This is a genomic window from Phycisphaerales bacterium (genome assembly GCA_020852515.1).
Classification (GTDB): domain Bacteria; phylum Planctomycetota; class Phycisphaerae; order Phycisphaerales; family UBA5793; genus UBA5793.
On sequence record JADZAS010000005.1, the window covers coordinates 152,666 to 176,405 of the forward strand.

Below are 23,740 nucleotides of genomic sequence, written 5' to 3' on the forward strand. Positions count from 1 at the left end.
GTGATTTCGCTGCCTGTTCTAGACACTTCGCCGCAACGCCCCAACTTTGCGCAGGGGCCGCGCAGCCTCTCTTCCGTGCGCCTGCTGCGCGTCAGCGTGACCGATCGGTGCAACCTGCGCTGCGTCTACTGCATGCCCGACGAGGGCGTGTCGTGGATGGCCCCGCAGAAGGACCTGCTGACCGCCGACGACATTGAGGCCGTGGTCGCCGCGGCCGTGCGCCTGGGCATCCGCCACGTCAAACTCACGGGCGGCGAGCCGACGATCCGGCCCGACATCATCGAGATCGCCCAGCGCCTCGCGCGGCTGGGCATCGGCGACCTCTCCCTGACCACCAACGGCCTGATGCTCGACCGCCTCGCCCAGCCGCTGCGCCTGGCCGGCGTCGATCGCCTCACCGTCAGTTGCGATTCGCTCCGCGCCGATCGGTACAAGTCCATCACGCACGGCGGCGACCTCGACCAGTTCTGGCGCGGCGTGCGCGCGGCCCACGACGCCGGCTTCACGCGGCTCAAAGTCAACGTCGTCGTCATGCGCGGCATCAATGACGACGAAGTGGCCGACTTTGCCATGCTTGCCACGCAGTACCCGTGGTCGATTCGCTTCATCGAGTACATGCCGCTGGGCGATTCGGTCCTCACCGGCGTCGATCCGACTCATGCAACGATCGGCAACGAGGAGATCAAAGCCCGCATTGCCGAGCGCGTCGGCCCGCTCGAATCCGTCGAGCGCCACCGCGAAGTCGGCGTCGGCCCGGCGATGGTCTACAACTTCGCCGGCGCCATCGGCCGTGTCGGCTTCATCAGCGCCATGAGCCAGCCCTTCTGCGAATCGTGCAACCGCCTGCGCGTCACCGCGGTGGGCGAACTGCGCAGCTGCCTGTTCGACGGCGGCGAGGTAAGCCTCATGCCGGCGCTGCGGCCAAAACCCGACCTCGACCGCATGATCCAGCTCTTCGCCGATTGCGTCGTCCTGCGCCCCGAGGTGCACTCCACCCGCGGCAACCGAGCCATGAGCCAGATCGGCGGGTAACGCGCGAGTCGAGCCCAACCTGGGCGCCTCGCCTGGTGTTAGTTCTGGTGAACGCCAGGCGCACTTGGCGAGGCAGAGTCCTGACTTCACCGAAGTCACGACGAATCCGACCCACGAAGCGTCAACCTTCCAGACCCCGTCAGTCCTCCAGCGCGTTGCTGAAGTGCTCTTCGTGCACGGGGACGGCGGCTTCCAAGATGTGCATGAGCACGCGGCCGGGCGTGCCGATCGCGTTGATCTGCACGCAGCAATGGCGGCCGTAGTGTTCGAGCACGGGCACGGTCTCGCGGTTGTAGACCGCCCAGCGGTGGCGGATCACGCCCTCGTCGGCGTCGTCGTGGCGGTTCTGCTGCTCGGCGCGGCGCTGCATGCGCTTGAGCAGCACATCCTCGTCGCCGGCCACGAGGTGGAGAATCTGCAGGACTTCGATGTCGCCATCCATGCTGGCGGCCTGCGAAGCGTTGCGCGGAATGCCGTCGAGAACGAGCAGTTGTCGCTGCGGATTATACTGGCCCGCGTCGATCATCTTGCGCATGTGTTCCCGCCAGAGGCGGATGGTAAATTCGTCGGGGACGAGTTCGCCGCGGCTGGAGAACTCGCGAAAGACGCGGCCGGTCTCGCTGTTCATGTCGAGGCTGCGGAAGACTTCGCCGGTGGAGAGGTGCAGGAAGCCGGGGATACAGCCGAGCAGCTTGCCCTGTGTGCCCTTGCCGACCCCTGGCGCTCCGAAGATCAGAAGCGAGCGATACCGAGCCGACATTCAGGACACCCTCGCTTGCGATGCGTGCTGTAGTGGAGATCGCGCCTCGGCCCCGGGCCAGATGGATGGACGCGGTGAATGATCAGGTGGCGGCCCCGGCGGCGGCTCGCTCCTCTTCGAGCAGTTCCGGATCGCGCCGGGCCATGCGGCGGGCCTCGGCCGGTGACGCCGCGACCGTCCCCAGCCGTGCGCCCGTCAGGCCGCCGATGCGGTCAGGCCTGGCGGTATTGGCGCTGGAGCGGATCCAGTCGAGGCTTCCCGAGTACCACTCGTAGACATAACCGATAAGAATGAGAGCCATGAACACGCCAGCGATGACCAGCGCCGGGCCGGCATGCTGCCGAAACACGACGGCGATCGGCCAGATGAGCGCCACTTCGACGTCGAAGATGAGATAGAACAGCGCGACGACGTAAAAGCGCAGATCGAACTGCACCCAGCTGGAGCCGACGGTCGGTTCGCCGCACTCGTAGATCGACGCCTTCTCGGGATTGGGCGCGCTCGGGCGGACCACGGCGCCCACCAGCATGTTGACGAGCACGAACCCAAAGCCGAAGGCCAGGAAGATGGCGATCGAGAGAAGTATTTCCACGCGGGCCAACCCTCTGTATGACAGGAGGTCATGGTAGTGGCGCGTGCGGCAATGGACAACCGCGCCGGCCGGCGCGGGGAGGCGAAGAGACCGGCCTCTAAGGAGTTTACCGGATGCCGGCGCTGCGATCGCGCTGGTCGGCGCGAGGCGATTGCCTAGGCTTGCCCGATGCAGGCGATCGAGCAAGGCGTGCGATGCCGCTGGAGGGCCCGGGCGGTGCTGACCGAAGCGGACCTTCGCCGGCCGCTGGTCGAGCGCGTGCTGGCGGCGCGCGGCATCGGCGGCGACCAGCTCGAGCCGTTCCTCAACCCGACGCTGCGCCTGCTCCACGACGCAGCGCTGCTGCCGGGCGTTGAGACCGCGGCGGCTCGGGTGCTCGAGTCGCTGGCGCGCGGCGGGCCGGTGGTCATCTACGGCGACTACGACGTCGATGGCATCACCGCCAGCGCCATCCTCTACCACACCTTTCGCGCCATCGCGCCCTCCGCCGAGGTGCGCACCTACGTGCCCCACCGGCTCGACGAGGGCTACGGCCTCAACTGCGAAGCGATCGAGCAGATCGCCGCCCAGGGCGCGGATCTGATCGTCACGGTCGATTGCGGCATCACCGCGACGCGCGAAGCGGCCCGAGCAAGAGAACTCGGCATCGACCTCATCATCACCGATCACCACCAGCCCAGCGCGGGCGTGGTCGAACTGCCCGACGCAGCGGCGCTCGTGCACCCGCGCCTGCCGGGCAGCGCGTATCCCTTCGGCGATCTGTGCGGCGCGGGAGTCGCGTTCAAACTGGCGTGGCGCCTCGCAACCATGTGGTGCGGCTCGCAGCGCGTGAGCGAGCCGCTGCGCCAATTGCTTACCGAGCACCTGGCGCTGGCGGCGCTGGGAACCATCGCCGACGTCGTGCCGCTCGTCGATGAGAATCGCATCATCGCGAAATACGGCCTGCGGATGATGCGCGACACGAGCAACATCGGCCTCAACGCGCTCATCACCGCCGCAGGACTGGATGATGCGGATCGCATCGACTGCGAAGCGGTGGGCTTTCGTCTGGCGCCGCGCCTCAACGCCGCCGGCCGCATGGGACACGCGCGCGAAGCGGTGCGGCTGTTTACCACCGACGATCCGGCCGAGGCCATGCGCCTGGCCAGCCAGCTTGAACAGCAGAACCGACAGCGGCAGGCGACGGAGCGCGCCATCCTGGCGCAGGCGCGCGAGATGGCCGAGGCGGCGGGAATGACCGGCGATGAGCGGCGCATCATCGTCCTCTGCCACGAGGATTGGCACGCGGGCGTGGTGGGCATTGTCTGCTCGCGACTTGTCGAACTTTTCCACCGGCCCGTGGTGCTTATGCAGAAGTGCGATGATGTGATCAAAGGCTCGGCGCGGTCGATCGAGGGGTATTCCATACACGCCGGGCTGGCGGCAGTGGGCGAGCACCTGCTCACGCACGGCGGACACGACCTGGCCGCCGGGCTGTCCCTGTCGCCTGCAGCGTATGACGCATTCGTCGAGGCGCTGACGCAGCACGCCAACCTGAACATCGCCGCGCCCGACATGATCGGGCAGGAGTCGTTCGACTGCGAAGCGCTGCTGCGCGAGATCGATCGCGCCGCCGCGCGGGCCCTGATGGATTTGGGGCCCTTCGGCCGCTCGAACCCGCGGCCGCAGGTGCTCGTGCGGCAGTTGCGCCTCACGGGCCACCCGCGCGTGATGGGCGACAAGGGGCGGCATCTGTCGCTCATGGCCGGCGACCGCTCCGCGCAGATGCGCCTGGTCGGATGGAGCATGGGCTGGATGGCGCCGCAACTGGCCTCGGGAATGATCATCGACGCCATCGTGCGGCCGAAACTCAACGAGTGGAACGGCCGCGTGAGCGTCGAAGCCGAACTGTGCGACTGGCGCGCGGTGCGCTGAGGGGGGCGAATCGGGGGCGCCGCACAGCATCCCGCCTTGGGTGCTGTGTGCCAACGTGCAGACACACGCGGCATGATTGCTAGACTTGCCTGTTCATGCTCCGCCGCGCCTTCACCATCTTGGCGCTTCTGCTGCTCGGCGCGATCATCAACGTCGCGGTCGCGTGGTGGTGTGCGTGCCGGCCGTTCCCGATCATGCCCACGACCGATCTTCCGGGCCACGAAGCGTACCGGCGCGACAACGGGCATGATGCGATTTTCCAGATCATGTTCGGCCGCGTGCGCATTATGCAACTCGGCCCCGGCGACTCGCTCTCCACCGCGCCAGTGGTGTCCAGACCCGAATCGGCCGAAGCGTTCGACCGCCGGCTGCCGCGATCATCCGTGTTTCGAGGCGCCGAACCGCTGGAACAAGTCAACTGGGCCGAGCATTCGACTTATTACGAGGACTTCTTCGGCTGGCCGTGCCTCGCGCTCACCAGTCGCCTTGGCATGTCTCCGCGGCTGGGTCCGAAGCCGATCGAAGACACCGGCCGGCTGAGCGTCGGGCCACAGTGGCAGTGGCTCCACCTCCCTCCAACGCTGCCGAGCCGACCCGTCTGGCCCGGCTTTGCGATCAACACCGCCATCTTTACCACCGGTCTCTGGCTGCTCTTCGCGGCGCCGATGCGGGTTGCAGGGAGAATGCGCCGCAGAGCAAACTCGGCCGACTCCGCTCACGAACGTGATGTCGAGGCAACCAAATGAACTGGCGGGCCTGGCTCAACGGTCGGCGCGTGGGAAACTACCAGTTGACGCTGCGCGAAGAACTCTTGGTCTGCATGTGTTTTATTCGCACACGATCGGGCGCGGGGATCGTCGGCACGGCATTGCTTTCGACCGGCATTCTCATCGCAGGCGACTACCTCACAACCGACTGGGGCCTGGCAAAGATGGATGGACCGGACCAGGCGCTGATCCTGGGCGTGCTTTACATGCTCGTGGTCATGTCACCGGTGCTCATCGCTTCGGTTCTTTTCGCCGGCCGGGTGGAGCGCGATGCCAACGCCGCACTCCGCCGCATGGGCTTTCCGATCTGCATCAAGTGTCAGTACGACCTCAGGGGGCTCGACGGCGATCATCGGGCAGACCGATGCCCCGAATGCGGCGCGCTCTTCGCCGACATGCCGCCGGTGGGCAAGCGAAAACACACTTCGGCCTAAGGCGCATTCCGTCCCTGCACCGAGGCTTCGAGTCACGGCTTGACAATCAATTGTCTCCCTTGTGCTGCTTCTCCTTGTCCTCCGTGGCTCCGTGGTAATTCTTGGTTTTCATCTCCACTCCCAGCCGCCTGAACTGCTCCAGCCACGCGGCCATGATCGCGCCTTTCATGTCGCCCTGCGCCTTGGCCTGCTCAATCGTCTGCCCCCAGTAGAAGCTCACCCACCCGTCGCAGAAGTCACCGCTGCGCCGGATGAACTCTTCCATCTGCTCGATGCCGCATGAGAGCGGAAACATCTCTTCGACGATCAGCGGCTTGCCGACCTCGTACACCTTCAGCGCCGCGATCGCCTCGTCGATCTTGTCCTTCTCGGGATAGAAGTGCACAGCCGCAAAGTCGAGCGGCCCCATGACCTGCTCGTCGTAGAAGATCGGCTTTGCTCCTTTAAACGTCAGCGCCCACGGAATCACGCCCACGGTGATCATCGCATCGTCATCCACCTTGCGGATCGCATCGCACATCTGCTTCACCCACGCCGCAGCAGCCTCCTGGCGCGTCTTTCCCTTCAGATCGAGCGTGAGATACTGCACGAAGTTCATCCCCGCGAACTCGCCCGGCAGCCAGTCATCCTTCACCTCGCCCTCGCCCGGCAGCACGGGTTCGTTCATCAGGTCGTAGCAGAAGATCGCGCTGCTCCCGCCGCATGCTTTGGCCACCGCTTCCCAGAAAACGGCCTGCGCGTTCCACCGCGCCGGCGGCTCCATGTTCGCGTACCACTCCGGCACGCGCTTTTCGAGATAGCACGCCAGCCCGGTCACGTCGAGATAGATCCCCGTGCGCTCGGCCAGGCGCACGAGATCGGTCAGCCGCTTGAGATTCGCCTCGTTGGGCCGATCGGGCGCTTCCATGAACTTCTCGAACTGCAGATGCACGCGCGCGACATTCACGCCGAGATCCTTCATCTCGGCAAAATCCTGCTCGATCGCCGGCCACCTGTCGTGCCAGTAGTCTTCGAGCAGGTTCGAGTCGTTGTCGTGGTCGTAATTGACGCCCCAGACGATGAAGCGCTGGCCGGATTCGGCGCCGACGAAGTGCGTGCCGTCGTCGCTGACGCGGATGCGCTCAATCGCCGCGGCGTCTGTCTCTGCCGGCTGTTGTGCGAGCGCTTCGCCCGCAAACAAAGCTGCGACCATCGCCATAATCGATCCAGTCATCAACGCGCGCTTCATGGCGCCTCCTCGCTGAAGTGTTGCTGTTCATTTCGATGGTAGAGCCCGGCACAGCAAGGGCCCGGCTCGGCGCGGCGCCTCACCGCACGGCGCGGAAGCGGCACAACTCGACGCGCGGCGACAGGTAATGCTCCGCCGCCGGCTCCTCGTGGCACAGATCCGTCGAAAGGTACTTCTTGTTCGAGTCGGGAATGACCGTTACCACCGTCGCGTCCGGGCCGTACTGCTCGGCGAGTTTCATCGCGCCCAGCACATTCGCGCCCGAGGAGATCCCGACCGCCAGGCCGAGGCAGCGGCAGAGCATCTGCGCCATGATGATGGCGTCGCCGTCCCACACATCGACGATCGCATCGAGCGACGGCAGATCGAGTACGGCCGGCACAAACTCATCCGAGATTCCCTGGATGCGATGATGCCCCTGGTGCCGGCCGGTGCGCAGCGTCGGCGAGTTGGCCGGTTCGAGCGGATGCACGCGCACGCTTCGCCCCTTACGCCGGAGGTAGCGCCCCAGGCCCATGACGGTGCCGCCCGTGCCCACGCCGGCGACAAACGCATCCGCCTGGCGGTTGAAGATCGCCAGTTGCCGCTCGATTTCCGGGCCCGTGGTCGCTTCGTGCGCTTCGATGTTCGCCGGGTTGGCGAATTGCCGGGGCAGGAACGAGTCCGCATGCTCGTTCGCGTACTGCTCGGCCAGTTCCACAGCGCCCGCGAAGCCGTTCTGCTCGCGCGACACCGGCACGACCTCGGCTCCGTAGTTGCTGATCAGTTGCACGCGCTCGCGGCTCATCCAGTTGGGCATGAAGATGCGCACGCAATGGCCCAGCGCCGTGCCCAGCGCTGCAAAGGAGATGCCCGTGTTGCCGCTCGACGCTTCGACGATGGTGTCCCCGGGCTTGAGTTCGCCGGTCGCGTAGGCGCAGCGCATGATGTGAGCCGCCATGCGGTCCTTGATGCTGCCGGTCATGTTCTCGATTTCGTACTTCGCATACAGCCGCCCGGGCCGGCCGTCCAGGCGATACTCGATCTCGAGCAGCGGTGTATCGCCGATAAGCGCTTCCACGGCGTCCACCGGAGACGGCGCCTCAGCCGCCGGCGGCGCCGCGCCCGCCCGATTCGTCGTCCATTGGCATGTCGCCTGCGCCGCGGTGTCAGACATGTCACTTCTCCGTGCCGGTCCGCCACCTCGCGCCGCCGGCGATGCTTCGCATCGGCAATTGTCGTCTGGACTTCACTTTAGCGAGCACGGTCGGGCGGGAGAAACGGGTTCGTTTTCCTGATCTGAGACAGCGTGAATTCTCCGTGCCGACACGCGCTGCGACTACGATGAGCGCCTGCCAACGCGCGGCAGGCCGAACGAAGGAGCACCCCCCCCACCATGGCCTACGAGACACTTCACGTCGATCGCGAGGGTCGCATCATTGATGAATTGCCCTGCTCGGCCTGCGGCCACTCGCTGCGCGGCCAGTCCGCCGGCGCGGCGTGCCCGGGTTGCGGCGAGACGATCGCCCTGTCCACCCTCGGGCGGGCCGTCTGCCGCGTCGATGAGCGCGGCCTGCTCGACGAATCGCTGCGATGCTCGACGTGTGGCTACGACCTGCGCGGCATCGACCCGGCCGGCGCCTGCCCCGAGTGCCACGTGCCCGTCGGCCAGAGCCTGGAGGGGAATCTGCTCCGCTACGGCGATCCGCGCTGGACGAAGAAAGTCGCAGACGGACTGGTGCTCTACGTCATCGCGCTGGCTCTGGCGATTTCGCTGGGAGTCGGCGCCGCAGCGCTTCGCTTCGCCATAAAAGACGCGGCCGTCATCGCGCTGGTCACTGTGACGACGACGGTGGTCTCGGGAGTGTTCACGGCTCTGGCGCTCTGGTGGATCACCGCGCCCGATCCCGACACACCCATCCCCGCCCAGCAGCGCTTCGGCGCCAACCTGGCTCGGCTTCTGGTCATTCCTCAGGTACTCGCCACGGCCGGGCTGGGCGCTTTTACGGCGTTCACCAATCCCCAGCAGGGCCAGGCGCTGGCCATGCTGCTTCAGTTGCCCGTCATGGTACTCGGGGCGCTCGTCGGCGTCGGGCTGCTCCTGCACCTGCGCGAACTGGCGCGACGCGTCGTCGATGAAACGCTCGCCAACTGGGCGCGCACCATTCTCTGGCTCACGGTGATCGGAACCCTCGCGGCCATGCTCGGCCTGGGCGTCATGGCCTCCACGTCCCTGGCCACCGGACAGCCCATGCCGGCGCCCGGCCAGACCCCATCCGGCCCGATGCTGATCGGCCTGGGCGCGGGCGCCATCGGGGGATGCATCGGCGGACTGCTCAACATCATCGCCATGATCTGGACCATCGTGCTCCTGTTCAAACTTCGCGCCTACTTCACCGCCGCAGCGCGAGCCGCCTCCGCACGTGATGCAATCGCCACCAGTCGCCAATAGCAGGCACGCCCCGACCGAAGATGGCCCGGCCAAACAAAAACCCCCGCATTGCGCGGGGGTCAGCAGTCGATCATCGCGGCCTTGGCCGCCCATCCAATGCCCAGGAGAGGACTCGAACCTCCAAGGGATTTTACTCCCACCAGCACCTCAAGCTGGCGCGTCTGCCAATTTCGCCACCTGGGCGGGCTGCGATCGCTTTGCGATCGGCCCGGAGTATAGGCCCCATCCGCAAGACTGCAAAACAGCACCACCCGAGCCCGAGGCTGATCCAACAATCCGACCGAACCGCGGCGATGTTCGGGGCCACTCGGCTCCCGCCGCCGCGAAATCCCCCGTCTAGAGTGGTACGCGCCGATGCATCCGGAGTGACTGCAGGTGAGTGAGGCATCCTCTTCAGATCGCGCTCGAACCGGCTCATCCGGCTCCAACGCGCGCGCATCGCGACTCGTCGTCCTGATGTTCACCGACATCGCCGACTCGACCACTCTCAAGTCCCGCCTTGGTCTCAACGTCTACTCTTCGCTCGCCTCCGCCCACGACTCGTTGATGCGCGAGATGGTCGGCGCCGTCGCCGGCGCCGAGATCCTCAAGGACACCGGCGACGGGTTCATGATCCTCTTCCCGACCTCGAGCGCGGCCGTTTCCGTCGCCCTGCGCTTCCAGCACGCGATTGGGCATCTCGACCACCCTGACGCATCGTCAACGGAAGAAGACCCTCGTTCCCGTTTCCTTGTGCGCATCGGCATTCACATGGGTGAGGTCGCCGACCTCGGCCCCGATATCTACGGCAAGCAGAAAGTAGTCGGACTCGCCGCCGACCTCTCCGCACGCATCGAGTCGCTCGCGAAGCCGGGACAGATCCTGCTCACGCGCGGCGCATTCGATGATGCACGCCAGTTCATACGCAGCGATCCCTCGGCCGGCGCAGGTGATTCATCGCAACTGCGCTGGATGGCGCACGGCCCATATCTCTTCAAGGGCGCGGAAGAGCCGCTCGAAGTGTACGAAGTCGGCGTCGTCGGCGAAGCGCCGCTGGCGGCTCCACCTGACAGTGAGAAGGTGCGCCGCGTTATCCCCCCGGGCACGGAGGCCATGTACGACTGGCGGCCCGCTGCAGGTCTGTCCATCCCCGGCCGAGACCGGTGGCGCCTCGAGCGACAGATCGGCGAAGGCGGGTTCGGCGAAGTCTGGCTCGCACAGCACGAGCAGACTGGCCTGCCTCGCGTCTTCAAGTTCTGCTTCAACGCCGATCGGCTGCGCGGCCTTCGGCGCGAACTCACGCTCTTCCGCGTGCTGCGCGAAACCCTGGGCCAGCGCGCCGACATCGCACAACTCTACGAAGTCAGTCTCGATCAGCCGCCGTTCAGTATCGAATACGAATACTCGCCCGAAGGCGATCTGCGCGCGTGGGCCGATGCACGCGGCGGCATCGCGACAGTGCCTCTGTCCACGCGCCTGGATCTGCTGGCCCGCACCGCGCAAGCCGTGGCCGCGGCTCATTCCGCCGGCGTGCTCCACAAGGACCTCAAGCCGACGAACATCCTCATCACCGTCGACGATCAAGGCACGCCTCATCCCAAGATCATTGACTTCGGCATCGGGGTCTTGACCGATCCGGCCGTGATCGGGCAGCACCACATCGCCAACTCCGGCTTCACCGAGACGCAACTGACCGAAAACGAATCGAGTCGCACCGGGACGCGCCTCTACGCGCCGCCCGAGTCACTTTCGGCCGATCCGAAACAACGCCGGTTCACGCCGCAGGGCGATGTCTATTCGCTCGGGGTGCTGCTCTATCAACTGGCGATCGGAGACCTTGATCGACCGCTGGCGTACGGCTGGGAACGCGAGGTCGACGCGCCGCTGGCTGCGGTTATCGCGCGCTGCATCGATGGTGACGTCACCCGTCGCTATCCCACTGCCGATGAACTCGCCCACGACCTGTCCGCGCTCGCCGAAACATACGTTGGCCGCGACATGAGCGTCCTTTTGCCGCGCATCGAACCTGGTCCGCAGCCGGTTTCGCTCCACGAGCGAGACAACGCTGCCGTTCCAACATCCCGCCAACACGCCTCGCGTCCGCGCGCCATCCTGCAGCAAGTACAGCGACACTGGCTGGCCGCTTTCGTCGCCCTCGTCATCGTCTGCGGTCTGATCGCCGTCTTGGCATCAGTGCTTCCCAACCATGACGGCAACGTGATTGACGTCATGTCCGAGCCACATGCCTTCACTGTGTCGCTGGAGCCAGCCCTGCATGATCCACAGGGTCAGCCCGTCCGCCCGGGTGAACTGATCGTCGATCTCCGGGGATCGGATCTACACATCAGCATTGCAGACGTTACTTCGGAAAGTGACCTGGCCGGGCCGTCGAAACCCGTACCGATTCCCGATAGCGTCGGCATACTCAACTTCCGTGTCTCGATCGAGAGTGCGGCCGCTTCTTCCATGGATTACAGTTCGAGCCTCCCCACGCGCGAACTGCTCCGTGCATTCAAGAGTGAATCGCCCGTGGGGGATTCGGCCATCAATCCTGACTTTAAGGTGACGGGCGACGGCGCCATCGAACTGTTCGTCCCCGTGCTCAAGTCGCTCGACCTGGGATTCTCCGGCGTGGTGCGCATCGTGCTCAAGGGCGCCGCCATCGACCACATCTAGCTCGCAAAGTGCCGGGTTACCTCGGGTCGACAGGTGACGCCGGCGCCGCGCAACCGCAGTTCTCCAGTCCCAGCCTCGACCGCGCCACGCGCAGCGCGGCCTCCACTCCGAGCCGCGGCAGCCAGCAGTCCGAATCCAGCTTCACGTCGTGACCCAGTGCGTTCTGGCCAAGCAGTCTGCGCATTCGATTGCTCGGCGTGTCGGGCGCCTCCTCTTGGCCCTCCTCAGCGTTTCTGTCGATGACGACTCTCGAAAGGTAGCGATCGGCCCAGTCGCCGAGTTCTTTGACCTCGGGGTCGGCGCGTTCATTGTCTTGAGCGTCGTAGACGTGCTCAGACTCATCCGCAATCGCATCGACGTCGATGGTCGTATCGAATTCCATGTAGTCGCCTTTGAGGCTTGGACCAAATCGATTGCCTGACATGCTCACCTTTCTTGACTGGCTCGCATTGTCGATCGCGTACACATCGTTGAATGCAAACAGGTTCGAATTCAGCACGACTTCCGTGTCGCTCTCGAGGCGGAGACCCGATCCGCCGATGGTGCCGTAGGCGTCGTGCTTTTCGGTGAAGAGCGATGAATTGCGCGACATCGTGAAGACGGGGATGCCCCTGCCATCGCGCGGATGCCAGATACTGTGCAGTGCAAAGCCAAAGCCGGTGTTGTTGATGGCGGCATTGTTCTCAATGGTGAACACCGCTCCCTCGTGCCCCCAGAGTGAGAACGCGCCCTGTGTCGGCGCGGTGTTGATCACGAGGCAATTCCGAATCGTCACCTTGGCGTGTCGTCCGGAATGAATCCGCAGGCCACCCGCCTCGGGCGACTGGTTCTCGCCATCCGCCGGATTGGCGCGCCGTGCGATCTTCGCGCCGTCGTTTGTGTACCGATTCCGCCCTGCATTGTCGAAGATGATCCCGTCAACGACGAGCGACATCGGCTCGGTTGACTCGAATCGACTGGCGTCGATGATGAGGCGGTATTGCGCCTTCGCATTCGACGACTTGTTGTCGCCTGTGAAGATGGTCGGGCGTTCGCCCCACGGGTCACGCGTCGTGAACGCTTCGTCCCAGCCGCCGTAGATTTCCACCGGAACCCCGATTTCATCGACGCCGCTCGAACTGCGACCCGGGTACTCGCCACCGGCGATGAACACGCGATCACCCGCAGAGAGGCGCGATACGATGTTCCCCAGATCGCTTGCGGGATTTTCAACCGTGCCGACTTTCCCCCCGCCGTTTGAAGCGGAGATGTACCAGTCGCGTTGAGCCTCGGCCGGACGCGCCGCCGCGAGTAAGACGCCCATTGTGCAGACGAACCACGCGATTTGCAGTTCAGCACACGCCGCGCGACAACCTCGCTGGTCAGTCATGGCACCCTTCCTTTGCTGGTGCTCCTACCATAGCCGACGGGAGTCCCCGAACAACACCCGTCAACTCAATCTGTATTACACAGCCGGCCAGGGCATTCGCCATTTGCTCGCAACACCTTGACATTCAATCGCATAGTGCACGTCAACGCCGCGTACAGCGCCACCGCCAGCCATGGATTCAAAGACGCCAGGCCAATGCCGGCGATGTAGAGCACGACCGACGCCTTGCCCTTGACATCAGGGCCCACCGCGAGCCGTGGTCGGGAAGCCGGCCGCTTCGCGAACGCAGCAACCCCGCCGCGATCGCGGCGGGGTTGCCATCAGGTTCGTCCATTCGCGCAAGGAGTCGAGCGCCCCGCGCCGCGGTAGGTTTGCCGCTCAATAGTTGCCGTCGCCGTACTCGTCGAACTCGACCATGCGGCGCTGGTCCTCGTACTCGTAGTAGCCCTGCTCGGCCTCGGCCATCTGCCGGCGGACGTCGAGCATCATCTGCTGCTGCGTGTGCAGCGCTTCGATCGCCGCCTGCTGCATCTGCTGCTGGAGCGAGATGGCCGGCAGACCGCCCGACGGCTGGGCCTTGCTCTCGGCTGCGTTGCTCGACGAAGTCATCTTGCCGATAAACCCGCCCAGCGCGAGCACGGCCAGCAGCACGCATCCGCCGATGACGAACTTGCCCATGCCCGAACCGCCGTGGTAATGATCATCGCCGAATTCCGATTCGAAATCGATCTCCATCGCTTCACCCTCCATCCGCCGCGACCGTCCCGCGCGGCCCTGACGCCAGGGCCCGCACCGACGCCGCATCGAGCGGTATCGCATTGCTTCGGAGACATGCCACATGAACTTGACAGCCAATGCGCCCCGCGCGCGGACAAACGCCGCCCACGACGGCAGGTTCAATAATCACCGGCCGCGCACACCGCCAACGCCACGCCCGACAATCTTGCGGGTCCAATACGCGCATCGACCGCTGCCTGCAGCACGAAAAAACCGGCGCGCACTGCGCGCCGGTGAGGGTCCTGCATCATTCGTGCCCCGCCCCTACCGCCTCAGGTGAAACACATCATCCTGGATCTCCCGGTCGATGGTCGTGTTGCGGCGAATGATCGTCGCGAGCGTCTGCGTCTCGATGAACCGCGCCGCCTGCGGGCCGAGGTACGACTCGTACCAGAAACGATCCCCATCGCGCAGCCGCGTGAACTGGTCGGTGATCAGCATGAACAGGCACTGGCCGTAGATCGAGCCCTCGACGTGCGGCTCGGAGAGCAGGCCGACCCACGGGTCGATCCGGTCCACGTGGCCGTACGCCTCTTCCAGCCGCCGCACGATCTCAGGGTCGTCGGTGATCTCCTCGAACAACTGCACTTCCGCCAGACCCAAGCTGCGGCGCACGTGGTTGTAGCTCGCCACGCCGTGGTCGCGGCCTCGCTGCATGTTCAGCGAGACCAGGTCAAACCCGCCGGCGCCCGGAGGCCCGAAGAGCATGTTGCGCACGGGATCGATGATGTACGGATCGAGCGTCTGCGCCGGCCGCACGACCAGGCCGCGCAGCAGCGGCTCAATGCCCAGTTCCACGATCAGTTCAGGCCGAAAGAACGCTTCCTCAAGCGGCAGATTCCCCTCCGGAATCACGTGCCCGTTCTCGTCGAGCCGCAGCAGCACCGGCGAGAGCAGCGTGTGACCCATTCGCCACCCCGCCGTCGCAAATTCGTTCGCAATCGAAGGATTCACATCCGGCCGGTAGCCCTCGTACGGCGGCAACGCGTTGGGCCCGAGGATCGCCGGCAGGAACTCGTTGTACGTGATCGCCTGAATCTCCGCGCCCACGATCGCCCGCGCATACAGATAGATCTTCTCGCCGCTCAGGTTCGGCCGCTCGGCACGAATGCGATCGGCCCAGTAGTTGTGCTCGCGCACGAACAGCGTGTGCATCGCCGTCAGCGCGCTCTGCTCGTTCACGCGAATGTCGCCGCCGACGAACATGGTCGGATCGTTCGGATCCGGAATGTTGGGGAACCCGTTGACGTTGTAGGGCAGGAAGTTGCCTTCGCTGGTCTTGAGTCGGCCCGTGCCGTCGAGCGTACGCAGCTCCTGCGCCCGCGCCTTGTCCGAACCGTACACCTGTGAGCCGTCGATGAACGACGTGATGTGATTGATCTGCTGCCGCACGCCATCGACCATGCGATACCCCGAGCGGTCCAGCGGAATCACTTCCCGCCCCGTCCCGTGGGGATCAAACCACGGATCGCCCTGCGGCACCGGAATGTCGAAGCGCTCAGCGGGCTGGGCAATGGGTGTCTCAACCACGTCGTGGTCGATCCACTGGCCCCACTGCCAGATGAAGTCCGTCAGACCCAGGTCGTTGGGCATGTCGCCGGGCTGGGAATTGACAATGTTGCTCACCACGCGCGGGCCGGGTCGATCCTGCCCGCCGGGCACGTTGCCCGCGCCGTCGCCGTACTCCGGCTCCATGAGGCGCAGCAGCGTGGTGCGGGCCGCGCCCCACTCGCCGTGCTCGGGGTTGTTCCACCAGCCGTCGATGCGACGAAACTCGCTGGGATACTGCGCCGGGCCCACCTGCAGATCAGGCGGCCGGCTCACCGGCGCCGGCGACTGCTGCGGCCGGTGCGTCGGCGAACGACCCACCCCCACGGGCGGCTTGACCGTCGCCACCGCAAATACGCACGCCGCACATCCCACGCTAACCGCAGCCGCACCAGTGAAAAGTCGGGACATACTCTCTCCTCTGCTGACAGAACTCCGCAAGGGTGGCGCGCAGCGCACACAGCACGCATCCGCAGAGGGGTCTCTTCGGACTGATCCCCATCGATATCCATCGGGGGCCCGCGCCAGACGCGACGATTATACACGAACTCGCGCAGCCGCCCGGCCGCTGAAAGCAGGCTTTCGCCGATTTCGTCCTCCGCCGCCTCCGGGTCCTGCCGCTCGCTTCCCACCGCGTTTGCCCCCCGGCCTGCCAATTCTCCAATTTGAATTGTCCACCTCGGCCGCGCCCGGCGAGTTCTGGGTGCCGGGCGCTCGTGTGCATCGGGGCGTCCCGACAAAGCCCGGCCAAACCAACCGCTCCGGCCGTTGCCGAAGCGCAGCAAGGAGAAGACCAATGTTCAGCATGGCCCTCGTTACCGCGTCGATCCTCACCACCGCCATCAACACGGCTCCCCCGGCCGTCGGCTCCGCTCTCGACGATCAGACCCTCGAGCCGCAGGCCACCTTCACCTACCGCCAGCCTTGGACCCGACCCTCCGCCGCGTTTGAATCGCGCGTCTTCGACTGCGGCGCCCCGCGGCCGAGCGACCTCGCTGCGATGGATGACTTCCGCCCCCGCCGCGACGGCGACCTGCTGGGCATGCGATGGTGGGGCGTGCTGCTCAACGGCGCCCAGATCGGCCATCCTTATTACATCGCCATCTACAGCGACGTGGACTGCCAGCCCGGCGATCTGCTCTACGAAACCTGTCTCGTACCCCAGACCCGCCCCGTGGGCATCGACTGCCTCAACCAGCGCGTCTTCGAGTTCCGCACGCCCATGCCCGCCTTCGGCGTCCAAGCCGGCAAGCGCTACTGGCTCCAGATCTCCGAGGCCGACGCCCTCAGCGCCCAGCCCGGCGTCAACGACTTCCTCTGGTCCGGCCATCAGCCCGTCGTCGGCTGCCGCGCCCTGCAGACGCCCGACTACGTCACCTACCGCCCGCTGACCGACCCGTGCAACCAGCGCACCAGCGACCTCGCCTTTGACCTGCTCTTCCGCAACTGATCCGCTCCCTCGACCCCGTCCGCTCCAACCCCACGAACCCGGCCGGCCCAACCCCGGCCGGGTTCTTATTTTTGTCCGCCGTCCTGACACCGCTACATTTCTCCGACCAGGTCTTCCCGCCCGACGCCCCCTGCAGGAGCGGATCATGGCTGACGACATCCACCTTGCTCTGCTCGATCAGATCAAAGTTGCATCGCCGTGCCCGGTGCCGTGGGAGTCGATGACAGGCGATGACACGACGCGCTTCTGCGGCGAGTGCAGCCTGCACGTGCACAACCTCTCGGCCATGAGCCGCGGCCAGGCCGAGGCGTTCCTTCAGCAGCATCGCCACGACGATCGCGTCTGCGCCACCTTCTTCCGCCGCACCGACGGCACGATTCTCACTCAGGATTGCCCCGTCGGTCTCGCCGCCATCCGCGCCAGGGCGCGCCGCGCTGCCGGCCGCGCTGTGGCAGCGATGTTCGCCCTGCTCGGCGTCTCGCTCACCATACCCGGCTGCAATGGGTACGGCATGACCGGTGGAGTGATCTGCATCGATGAAGAAGAAAGCGAGTCCGGCCAGCCCAGCGATGCACCCGACGAACCGGCAGCCGAAGAACTCGATCAGCATTCAAGCGGCCCGGCAGGAGAAGAAGGCGCCTACCTCACCGGACGCATCTTGATCACACGTCCGCAGCCGCCCCGAAACTGACCGTGCCTGCCGTCGAATGGCGAAACGCTCGCCGCTCATGCCGCCGCCATCCGCGATTGAAGTCCACCATCCGGCGGAGCCGATTTCAAGCGAAGAGACGTCATTGCAAACGAGCTGGCCGGCGCCGGAGCGGGCCCGGCCGCGGAGGATCAATCGATGGGCAAGGTTTCAATCTCGAGGTTCATCGCAGCGCCGCCCAAGCGCGTCTTCGACATCGCCGCCGACTTCGAGAACGCACCCCGGCGCATCTCCGCGATCAAGAGCGTCGAAATGCTCACGGGCGGCGAAGTGAAAAAGGGCACGCGCTTCCGCGAGACGCGCATCATGTTCGGCCGCGAGGCCACCGAAGAACTCGAAGTCACCGCCTACGACCCGCCCCACTCCTACCAGGTCGGCTGCAACTCGTGCGGCTGCTGGATGGAAACGCGCTTCCGCTTCGAACCCGATGGCACCGGCACCAACCTCGTGATGGACCTCGCCTGGAAACCGCTCACTCTCTTTGCCAAACTCGCCTCGCCACTGAGCGCGATCATGCTTAAGAAATGCGTCAAGGCCTTCGACCAGGACATCGACGAACTCAAGTACGCCGCCGAGCAGCCGGTCGAGAAGTAACCGAATGTAGGTCAGGTGCAACCTGACACTTTCGCCTATCACCAGCCTTCGCCGAACCATCGCGCGATCGCACGATCGAAGATTCTCCTCTTCGCCCCAGCGGGGCGCCATCACGTAGCCACGGGTGCAGCGCAGCACGCGCTCTCGCGTGCGCAGCGCAACCCGTGGAACGCCGGCAAACAAATCCCGAGCCCCGAAGGGGCGACAGAGTCCCCCACCCCGCCCACCGACCCTGCACGATACCATCACCCAATGCCCCGCCCGCGCCCAACCTCCGCGCCCGGCCGCTTCATCAAACGAGTCGTCATCTGCCTTCTCTTCAGCGCCATTCTTCAATTCGCGGTCGCGGTCGCGCTCTGCGCTTTCTCGCGTTCATGGGGAAGATCCAGACTGGGCGAAGAATTCCACTGCGGCGACGAGGCGACCTACTACCTTATCGTGGACACCAGCAAATCATTTGGTCGAGACATCCTGGTTGGCAACCTCTTCTCGTACAGCCCATTCGTTGCCTGGGGAGACGGGGGGTGGCTCGATCCAGAATCGTTGAAGTTCGAACGAAGTGAGGCCCCTGCAGGGATTCCTCTTTGGTCGCGATTCCGTCAGATCACCACAGGTGAGGCCGTTGATCACTACCCCAGCGTGTCCAGTTATACGCTCGCCGTCGAAATCGGGAGCGGCTGGCCGGCGCGCAGCGCCTCGTGCTTTCTCACCATGTCAGATGAACGCAATCCATTCGCCGTGCATGATGGCTTCGCCCTTGAAAGCCCGCAATTTGACTCAGACCGCACGCCGTCCGTCATCCCGCTCAAGGTGCATTGGAACGGTGCTTTGATAAACACAATCCTGTACGCGCTGATCATGCTCATCCCCCTCGCACTGCTCCCGGCAGCCCGCCGTCACCTCCGCCACCGGCGCGGCCGCTGCCCCGCCTGCAACTACGACCTCCGAGCCACCACCACCAGCGTCTGCCCCGAATGCGGCGCGGCGATCACGCCACGCGCCGCGACGTAGGATTGATCGATGCCCAGCCCGCGCCAATCCTCCGCGCTGCGCCGCCTCTTCAAACGACTCATCCTCTGCATCCTCCTCGGCGCCATACTTCAGTACGCTGTCGCGGCCGCCTTCGGCATGTTCACGTCATCCGGCAGGCGCGGGACAAGCTGGGAACTGAGAGTCGATCATTCCGGCGGCTTGGCCACACTTACCGTAACGCGCTACGCATCGCTTGGTCGCTTTGTGCTTTCGGGCCAGTTCTCTTTCCTTTCATCGCGGGGCATGCCGGCAAACCCAAAGCATCCCGACTGGTCCTGGGGGAGATGGTGGCAACGCGAGCCAGTCATGGGCGACCCGTTCACGTTCATGGTTACTCAAAACCCGCCACCTGTGTGGTCCCGCATCGCCTCGATCCGCACCGACCGGCGTTTCGATTACTATCCGCAAACGGGCTGGGGCCCATGTCTTGAGGTGGCATCCGGCTGGCCGATGCAGAGCGCCTCCTACTTCTCAGTTCGCTCAATCATGTCGGGGGCATGCACCGTGCGCGAAGGGATATTCATTGGCAATGCACTCCATGATCCTGGCAAAACCCCTCGTGCCATCCCGCTCCGCATCATCTGGCCCGGCGCCATCGCCAACACACTCATTTACGCTGCCGCCCTGCTCGTTCCGTTCACTGTGGTTCCATTCGCGCGCCGTCACCTCCGCCGCCGGCGCGGCCACTGCCCCGCCTGCAACTACGACCTCCGAGCCACCACCACCGGCGTCTGCCCCGAATGTGGCGCGGCGAACACGCCACGCGCCGCGCCATAGGATCAAGCGATGCCAACCCGCTGGCTCAACCGCCGACTCATCGCGAGAGCAAGCATCTTCCTCCTGCTCGGCGCGATCATCAACGTAGCCGTCGCGTGGGCGTGTGTGTATCCGGGCGCGGGCGGTCGCAGAGTTGGCTTGATCGACGATATCCACTCCGAGTTACCGTGGTGGCAGAATCACGCACCACTTGAATGGAAGAGCAAGTACGGTTTTTCCGGAGAAGTTCTCGCGCCGGGGTTTGACGTGCAACTCCGCTATTCCGACCCTTCGATCGATTGGGGCAAGACTCTCTACGGCTCAGTTCGAGCTGGCCTGCCCCTCAAGAGCATGAGGGGTCATCTTTGGTGCATCACCACGTACGACGATGGGCCTGGGCGATTCCAGGACCGTGTCGAGCTTCATGCAGTCGGACTCTGGCGACTTGAATCGGAGCTGGACGTTGAAGATTCCCTGCTCTCTTCCCTGCCGCTTCGACCATTGTGGTGCGGCTTCCTGTTCAACTCAGCACTTTACGGCGGAGTGCTTTGGATCCTCGTGCTGGCCGCGCCGCGCAAGATCATCACAAGGCGACGTCTCAAGCACGGCCGCTGCCCCAACTGCAACTACGACCTCCGAGCCACCGCCACCGGCGTCTGCCCCGAATGCGGTACACTCAGGAGTTGACGCGAAGCCAGTTCACGCTGGCCTGGATTCGAGTGCGAACACGCAGATTGCGGATTGCCACGATGGGCAAATGGAAGAAGACATTGAATCGATTGGTGCAGATGAGCCTGTTCTGGAAGTCGATGCTGACGGGCGCACTCGCTGCACTGCTCTGCCTGCTTGCGTCCGCTTTGATCAGCTCATCCTCTCTCAGCGAGTTGCTGGCCATCTTTGTCATTCTCCCGGCTGTAGCGATGGGCCTGGGAGTCATGTGCGCGCTGGTGCTGTACCCACTCGTGAAACTCTGCCTGCAGCGAAAGGCGCCTTTGCACGCCACGTTCTGTGCGTTCATGCCGATCCTGGCGTCGGCCGCCCTGTCTGGTCTCTTTCTGAAGCCGACGGGCACACTTGACCACATTCCGGCCGCAGTTGTGGCCACTGCGCTGGCGGCGATTCTGATCTGCGTCGTCTGTGCGCTCTCGCTTCCAAACAGCGCTCCGGTCGGAACCCGTCCGCATTGCAAGACCTGCGGCTATGACCTCCACGCCAACACCACCGGCGTCTGCCCCGAATGCGGCGCGGCAATAGACGCGGGCGGCGACAAGGCGAAGTGATGTGAAGCCCTCTCAAACTCAATCCCGGTGCCGCTCGATCCTGACAACCCTCATCTGGTCACTCCCGCTGCTGCTTGTAACGAATGCATACTGGTCGTGGCGGTTTTCGCAGTACTTTCCAACCTCCTACGAAGAGCAGTGGTGGGAGTTTCTGATCACGTATCCATCCGATCCGTTCGGATATCTCGCCGCAGACGACCAGTACAGCGTCACCTACATCGTTCCATGGAAGACGAAGGTGGATTATCCGTGGCTCTCGCGCTTTGACACAGTAACCGGGCCGGAGCGCACTACGCCAGAACAACGCGAGCTATGGCCTCAGTTCTTTGAGCCGCAGCCGGATGCAGCGCCAAGCTGGGTCAAACCCGAGCGGCTCCGCAATGCGCATCGGCTCGCCGCAGGCGAGTTCGAAGTCGAGATGTTCACGGCAACAGGCTGGCCCGTCAGGCTGCTCTGGTGCAGGTGGAAGCGAGACCAATCCGGTCAGGCGGCTGACCGCTCGACGGCCATTGTCCTGAACGAGCCCGGCGGTCAGGAAGTCGCCTCCGCTGCCAGCGTTCTCCCCTTCCGTCCCGTCTGGACCGGCCAACTGATCTACGGGTCATTCTGGTTCGCCGTCGTCGCGCTGCTCCGCACGTCCTGGTGGGTACTTCGTCGCGGCTGGCGCGATCAACGCGCACGACGAGGCCGCTGCACCTTCTGCAATTACGATCTGCGCGGCAACACCACCGGCGTCTGCCCCGAATGCGGCGCGGCGATCACGCCACGCGAGACGCCATAGGATCAAGCGATGCCAACCCGCTGGCTCAACCGCCGACTCATCGCGCGAGCATGCATCTTCATGCTGCTCGGCGTGATCATCAACCTGGCCGTCGCGTGGGGACTGGCAATCGGACTCGACTTTCGTCGTGCGATGGGTGAGCTTCCTCCGGAGGTTCAGGAAGACTACTACCGAGACATTGACAACTCCTACTTCCTGCTCATGCGAGAAGAGGTCGATGTTCCTCCCTCTGATCGGTTTCCGGGCATTGTCATTGTGCGATGGCGCCGCACAGGAGCTGAGCGTGTCACCGTATCATCTCTGTACGTAACCAGCGGAATGCCGCCCGAACCAAATCCCCGGACGCCCGAAGACCTTCTTTCGCCCTGGGCGCAGCCGGTTCTCCAAGTTCACGATGTCAGAACTCAAGCCGTTCCGAATACGGGCCAGGAATGGCACTACTGGGACAGCATCGCGGATGCGCGCGGATGGCCCATGCTTTGCCTCATGGGCGGGGTGCGCCGACCGATGCCCGGCGCATACGTATACGACGCGAATCGGCGGCGCATCATCCTGACGGAGCAACGCATCGCGATCATCCCGCTCAACATGCCCGATGGAAGGTACCGGACCGACGAGTTCCGGTGGCTCCCACTGCGCCCCATCTGGCCCGGTTTTGCGTTCAACACGATGTTATATGCAACGGCAACGTGGCTCCTGTTCGCCCTGCCGACCTTCCAGCGCAGAAGATGGCGAACCGCAAGGGGCCGCTGCCCGACCTGCAACTACGACCTCCGAGCCACCACCACCGGCGTCTGCCCCGAATGCGGCGCGGCGATCACACCGCGCGCCGCGACGTAGGATCAACCGATGTCGCACGCTCAGCCATCGTCACCTTTGCGCAGCAGGACGAGGCGACTCGCCATTTGCCTCGCGTCCGGGGCGGTGCTGCAGCATCTCGTCGCGTGCGGATTCTCCCTGCAGACATCGCAGGATCCGACTACCGACGCATGGGTGCTGAAGCTACGGGAGCCGGTGCGGCACTCGCGAGTCCTTGTCATCCGGGGTCGTTCAACAGGCCGAGATTCGCTCTTAGCCGATTTCTGGCGTTCACGCTCTGATCCTGCCGATTCCGTAGACGATTCGAGGCCGGACTGGAGCTCGGCTGAGTGGCGAAGTGATGAAGATCTCGTCTCAACCAGATCCATGCCTCCCGCGTGGTCGAGGTTCACTCACATCTCCACCGACCCGAACTTTGATTACTATCCGAATGCATCCTCGTGGGGATGGTGTGTCGAGGTCGCTTCTGGATGGCCGATGCGGAGCGCCTCGTACTTTGCAGGTGAGTCGCTCGGCGGTGGACCTCTTCAAGTTCGCGACGGGATCGTCGTTCCGCACGCGGGCAACGGCAATCGAATATCACGCGCCCTTCCGCTGGCTATCTACTGGCCAGGCGCGATCGTCAACACTCTCATCTACGCCGCGGTCCTGCTCGCGCTGGCCACCCTGGTCCGGCTGAGTCGTCAACGCCTTCGCGTCCGACGCGGCCACTGCCCCGCCTGCAACTACGACCTCCGAGCCACCACCACCGGCGTCTGCCCGGAATGCGGCGCGGTCATTTATTCGCTGTCGTCGGTTGCATGATGTTGTCG

At 64.7% G+C, this 23,740-nt stretch carries 23 protein-coding genes and 1 tRNA gene; 16 read left to right on the plus strand and 8 right to left on the minus strand.

All coding sequences use genetic code 11. The features are described from left to right. Complete coding sequence (gene moaA, locus IT430_03480) at positions 1–1,032, plus strand: GTP 3',8-cyclase MoaA (protein ID MCC6906981.1); 1,032 nt, start codon at positions 1–3, stop codon at positions 1,030–1,032. A gap of 139 nt (positions 1,033–1,171) precedes the next feature. Here moaA and IT430_03485 read toward each other — a convergent pair whose 3' ends face one another. Together IT430_03485 and IT430_03490 are read right to left on the minus strand one after the other, a co-directional pair. Further along, positions 1,172–1,792 (minus strand): nucleoside monophosphate kinase, encoded by a 621-nt coding sequence (locus IT430_03485; GenBank protein MCC6906982.1) that lies wholly within the window; start codon positions 1,790–1,792, stop codon positions 1,172–1,174. An 82-nt stretch (positions 1,793–1,874) separates the two neighbouring features. Further along, on the minus strand, positions 1,875–2,384 hold the full coding sequence (locus IT430_03490) for an NADH-quinone oxidoreductase subunit A (GenBank protein MCC6906983.1): 510 nt from the start codon (positions 2,382–2,384) through the stop codon (positions 1,875–1,877). A 168-nt stretch (positions 2,385–2,552) separates the two neighbouring features. On the opposite strand from IT430_03490, the gene recJ reads away from it, so the two are divergent. The 3 genes from recJ (at position 2,553) to IT430_03505 (ending at position 5,499) form a co-directional block, all read left to right on the plus strand. Continuing rightward, a complete protein-coding gene (gene recJ / locus IT430_03495) occupies positions 2,553–4,298 on the plus strand; it encodes a single-stranded-DNA-specific exonuclease RecJ (protein MCC6906984.1) in 1,746 nt (581 codons plus the stop codon). Positions 4,299–4,393: 95 nt separating this feature from the next. Then, positions 4,394–5,044 (plus strand): hypothetical protein, encoded by a 651-nt coding sequence (locus tag IT430_03500; GenBank protein MCC6906985.1) that lies wholly within the window; start codon positions 4,394–4,396, stop codon positions 5,042–5,044. Continuing rightward, the gene (locus IT430_03505) at positions 5,041–5,499 is read left to right on the plus strand and encodes a hypothetical protein (GenBank protein ID MCC6906986.1); all 459 of its coding nucleotides are present in this window, start codon (positions 5,041–5,043) and stop codon (positions 5,497–5,499) included. The genes IT430_03500 and IT430_03505 overlap by 4 nt, the downstream gene beginning before the upstream one ends. Before the next feature lie 46 nt (positions 5,500–5,545). Here IT430_03505 and IT430_03510 read toward each other — a convergent pair whose 3' ends face one another. Both IT430_03510 and IT430_03515 read right to left on the minus strand, forming a co-directional pair. After that, on the minus strand, positions 5,546–6,727 hold the full coding sequence (locus tag IT430_03510; GenBank protein ID MCC6906987.1) for a cellulase family glycosylhydrolase: 1,182 nt from the start codon (positions 6,725–6,727) through the stop codon (positions 5,546–5,548). A gap of 79 nt (positions 6,728–6,806) precedes the next feature. After that, positions 6,807–7,883, minus strand: a complete 1,077-nt coding sequence (locus IT430_03515) for a cysteine synthase family protein (protein ID MCC6906988.1) — start codon at positions 7,881–7,883, stop codon at positions 6,807–6,809. A gap of 219 nt (positions 7,884–8,102) precedes the next feature. Between IT430_03515 and IT430_03520 the strand changes: the two genes are divergently transcribed. After that, complete coding sequence (locus IT430_03520) at positions 8,103–9,158, plus strand: hypothetical protein (protein ID MCC6906989.1); 1,056 nt, start codon at positions 8,103–8,105, stop codon at positions 9,156–9,158. A gap of 97 nt (positions 9,159–9,255) precedes the next feature. On the opposite strand, the gene IT430_03525 is transcribed toward IT430_03520, so the two are convergent. After that, positions 9,256–9,341 (minus strand) — tRNA-Leu (locus IT430_03525). A gap of 192 nt (positions 9,342–9,533) precedes the next feature. Here IT430_03525 and IT430_03530 point away from each other — a divergent pair. Next, complete coding sequence (locus IT430_03530) at positions 9,534–11,813, plus strand: protein kinase (GenBank protein MCC6906990.1); 2,280 nt, start codon at positions 9,534–9,536, stop codon at positions 11,811–11,813. A 16-nt stretch (positions 11,814–11,829) separates the two neighbouring features. On the opposite strand, the gene IT430_03535 is transcribed toward IT430_03530, so the two are convergent. The 3 genes from IT430_03535 to IT430_03545 all read right to left on the minus strand — a co-directional run bounded on the left by IT430_03535 (position 11,830) and on the right by IT430_03545 (position 15,918). Continuing rightward, positions 11,830–13,182, minus strand: a complete 1,353-nt coding sequence (locus IT430_03535; GenBank protein MCC6906991.1) for a hypothetical protein — start codon at positions 13,180–13,182, stop codon at positions 11,830–11,832. A 378-nt stretch (positions 13,183–13,560) separates the two neighbouring features. Then, positions 13,561–13,917 carry a hypothetical protein gene (locus tag IT430_03540; protein ID MCC6906992.1) on the minus strand — a complete coding sequence of 119 codons (357 nt, stop codon included), beginning with the start codon at positions 13,915–13,917 and terminating at the stop codon, positions 13,561–13,563. A 306-nt stretch (positions 13,918–14,223) separates the two neighbouring features. Beyond that, positions 14,224–15,918 (minus strand): hypothetical protein, encoded by a 1,695-nt coding sequence (locus IT430_03545; protein MCC6906993.1) that lies wholly within the window; start codon positions 15,916–15,918, stop codon positions 14,224–14,226. 385 nt (positions 15,919–16,303) lie between these two features. Here IT430_03545 and IT430_03550 point away from each other — a divergent pair, with 385 nt between their 5' ends. The 10 genes from IT430_03550 to IT430_03595 all read left to right on the plus strand — a co-directional run bounded on the left by IT430_03550 (position 16,304) and on the right by IT430_03595 (position 23,732). Beyond that, complete coding sequence (locus IT430_03550; GenBank protein MCC6906994.1) at positions 16,304–16,957, plus strand: hypothetical protein; 654 nt, start codon at positions 16,304–16,306, stop codon at positions 16,955–16,957. A gap of 145 nt (positions 16,958–17,102) precedes the next feature. Beyond that, positions 17,103–17,648 (plus strand): hypothetical protein, encoded by a 546-nt coding sequence (locus IT430_03555; protein ID MCC6906995.1) that lies wholly within the window; start codon positions 17,103–17,105, stop codon positions 17,646–17,648. A 156-nt stretch (positions 17,649–17,804) separates the two neighbouring features. Beyond that, positions 17,805–18,260, plus strand: a complete 456-nt coding sequence (locus IT430_03560) for an SRPBCC family protein (GenBank protein ID MCC6906996.1) — start codon at positions 17,805–17,807, stop codon at positions 18,258–18,260. Between the two features lie 252 nt (positions 18,261–18,512). After that, positions 18,513–19,271: a hypothetical protein gene (locus IT430_03565; protein MCC6906997.1), complete on the plus strand. Its 759-nt coding sequence runs from the start codon at positions 18,513–18,515 to the stop codon at positions 19,269–19,271. A gap of 9 nt (positions 19,272–19,280) precedes the next feature. Then, positions 19,281–20,069 carry a hypothetical protein gene (locus tag IT430_03570; protein MCC6906998.1) on the plus strand — a complete coding sequence of 263 codons (789 nt, stop codon included), beginning with the start codon at positions 19,281–19,283 and terminating at the stop codon, positions 20,067–20,069. Positions 20,070–20,078: 9 nt separating this feature from the next. Continuing rightward, positions 20,079–20,735, plus strand: a complete 657-nt coding sequence (locus IT430_03575; GenBank protein MCC6906999.1) for a zinc ribbon domain-containing protein — start codon at positions 20,079–20,081, stop codon at positions 20,733–20,735. Positions 20,736–20,797: 62 nt separating this feature from the next. After that, on the plus strand, positions 20,798–21,328 hold the full coding sequence (locus IT430_03580; GenBank protein ID MCC6907000.1) for a hypothetical protein: 531 nt from the start codon (positions 20,798–20,800) through the stop codon (positions 21,326–21,328). A 1-nt stretch (position 21,329) separates the two neighbouring features. Further along, a complete protein-coding gene (locus IT430_03585) occupies positions 21,330–22,109 on the plus strand; it encodes a hypothetical protein (protein MCC6907001.1) in 780 nt (259 codons plus the stop codon). Between the two features lie 9 nt (positions 22,110–22,118). Beyond that, positions 22,119–22,949: a hypothetical protein gene (locus tag IT430_03590; GenBank protein MCC6907002.1), complete on the plus strand. Its 831-nt coding sequence runs from the start codon at positions 22,119–22,121 to the stop codon at positions 22,947–22,949. Between the two features lie 456 nt (positions 22,950–23,405). After that, the gene (locus IT430_03595; protein ID MCC6907003.1) at positions 23,406–23,732 is read left to right on the plus strand and encodes a hypothetical protein; all 327 of its coding nucleotides are present in this window, start codon (positions 23,406–23,408) and stop codon (positions 23,730–23,732) included. Positions 23,733–23,740 lie beyond the last annotated feature (8 nt).

Excerpts from the sequence above, each read along its gene's own strand:
- IT430_03485 (MCC6906982.1), bottom strand. The coding sequence starts at position 1,792 with ATGTCGGCTCGGTATCGCTCGCTTCTGATCTTCGGAGCGCCAGGGGTC.
- recJ (MCC6906984.1), top strand. The coding sequence starts at position 2,553 with ATGCAGGCGATCGAGCAAGGCGTGCGATGCCGCTGGAGGGCCCGGGCG.
- IT430_03500 (MCC6906985.1), top strand. The coding sequence starts at position 4,394 with ATGCTCCGCCGCGCCTTCACCATCTTGGCGCTTCTGCTGCTCGGCGCG.
- IT430_03505 (MCC6906986.1), top strand. The coding sequence starts at position 5,041 with ATGAACTGGCGGGCCTGGCTCAACGGTCGGCGCGTGGGAAACTACCAG.
- IT430_03510 (MCC6906987.1), bottom strand. The coding sequence starts at position 6,727 with ATGAAGCGCGCGTTGATGACTGGATCGATTATGGCGATGGTCGCAGCT.
- IT430_03515 (MCC6906988.1), bottom strand. The coding sequence starts at position 7,883 with ATGTCTGACACCGCGGCGCAGGCGACATGCCAATGGACGACGAATCGG.
- IT430_03520 (MCC6906989.1), top strand. The coding sequence starts at position 8,103 with ATGGCCTACGAGACACTTCACGTCGATCGCGAGGGTCGCATCATTGAT.
- IT430_03535 (MCC6906991.1), bottom strand. The coding sequence starts at position 13,182 with ATGACTGACCAGCGAGGTTGTCGCGCGGCGTGTGCTGAACTGCAAATC.
- IT430_03540 (MCC6906992.1), bottom strand. The coding sequence starts at position 13,917 with ATGGAGATCGATTTCGAATCGGAATTCGGCGATGATCATTACCACGGC.
- IT430_03545 (MCC6906993.1), bottom strand. The coding sequence starts at position 15,918 with ATGTCCCGACTTTTCACTGGTGCGGCTGCGGTTAGCGTGGGATGTGCG.
- IT430_03550 (MCC6906994.1), top strand. The coding sequence starts at position 16,304 with ATGTTCAGCATGGCCCTCGTTACCGCGTCGATCCTCACCACCGCCATC.
- IT430_03555 (MCC6906995.1), top strand. The coding sequence starts at position 17,103 with ATGGCTGACGACATCCACCTTGCTCTGCTCGATCAGATCAAAGTTGCA.
- IT430_03560 (MCC6906996.1), top strand. The coding sequence starts at position 17,805 with ATGGGCAAGGTTTCAATCTCGAGGTTCATCGCAGCGCCGCCCAAGCGC.
- IT430_03565 (MCC6906997.1), top strand. The coding sequence starts at position 18,513 with ATGCCCCGCCCGCGCCCAACCTCCGCGCCCGGCCGCTTCATCAAACGA.
- IT430_03570 (MCC6906998.1), top strand. The coding sequence starts at position 19,281 with ATGCCCAGCCCGCGCCAATCCTCCGCGCTGCGCCGCCTCTTCAAACGA.
- IT430_03575 (MCC6906999.1), top strand. The coding sequence starts at position 20,079 with ATGCCAACCCGCTGGCTCAACCGCCGACTCATCGCGAGAGCAAGCATC.
- IT430_03580 (MCC6907000.1), top strand. The coding sequence starts at position 20,798 with ATGGGCAAATGGAAGAAGACATTGAATCGATTGGTGCAGATGAGCCTG.
- IT430_03590 (MCC6907002.1), top strand. The coding sequence starts at position 22,119 with ATGCCAACCCGCTGGCTCAACCGCCGACTCATCGCGCGAGCATGCATC.
- IT430_03595 (MCC6907003.1), top strand. The coding sequence starts at position 23,406 with ATGCGGAGCGCCTCGTACTTTGCAGGTGAGTCGCTCGGCGGTGGACCT.